The following is a 484-nucleotide window of genomic DNA, read 5'->3' on the forward strand; positions in this document are numbered from 1 at the left end:
TTACCTTAGCCTGAACCCACACCAGTGAAAGTGTTGGTCCAGTCTATCTTTCTATCACATACCCAAATTTTTAAAGAACGATCTAATCAAAGACTAGAAATCAACATTCACCATCACCTTGATGGAATGCTCATTTCTAAGCTCTAACACAGAAGCAGTGGTGGTGGAGCCAAGCGGGATCGAACCGCTGACCTCCTGCGTGCAAGGCAGGCGCTCTCCCAGCTGAGCTATGGCCCCGTATTTCTACAGGCGTTTCCCACACAAAATTGGTGGGTCTGGGCAGATTCGAACTGCCGACCTCACCCTTATCAGGGGTGCGCTCTAACCAACTGAGCTACAGACCCAATTTCGAGCTTGTAGCCGTTAGCGTGCGCTATCAGCTTGGAGCATAAAGCTGCTTCTATCGTCTTCTTCAATGAATCAAGCAATTCGTGTGGGAGCTCATGAGCCAGCTGTTGTCGTCGATTAAGGAGGTGATCCAGCC

The 484-nt window shown here is 49.4% G+C and carries 2 tRNA genes; both read right to left on the reverse strand.

What is annotated here, in order from left to right:
- Positions 1-161: 161 nt before the first annotated feature.
- Positions 162-237: transfer RNA gene (locus IFU31_RS21580), tRNA-Ala, on the reverse strand.
- Between the two features lie 30 nt (positions 238-267).
- A tRNA-Ile gene (locus IFU31_RS21585) sits at positions 268-344 on the reverse strand.
- Between the last annotated feature and the right edge of the window lie 140 nt (positions 345-484).

The sequence above is a fragment of the Pseudomonas sp. CFBP 13602 genome (genome assembly GCF_014842725.1).
Classification (GTDB): domain Bacteria; phylum Pseudomonadota; class Gammaproteobacteria; order Pseudomonadales; family Pseudomonadaceae; genus Aquipseudomonas; species Aquipseudomonas baltica.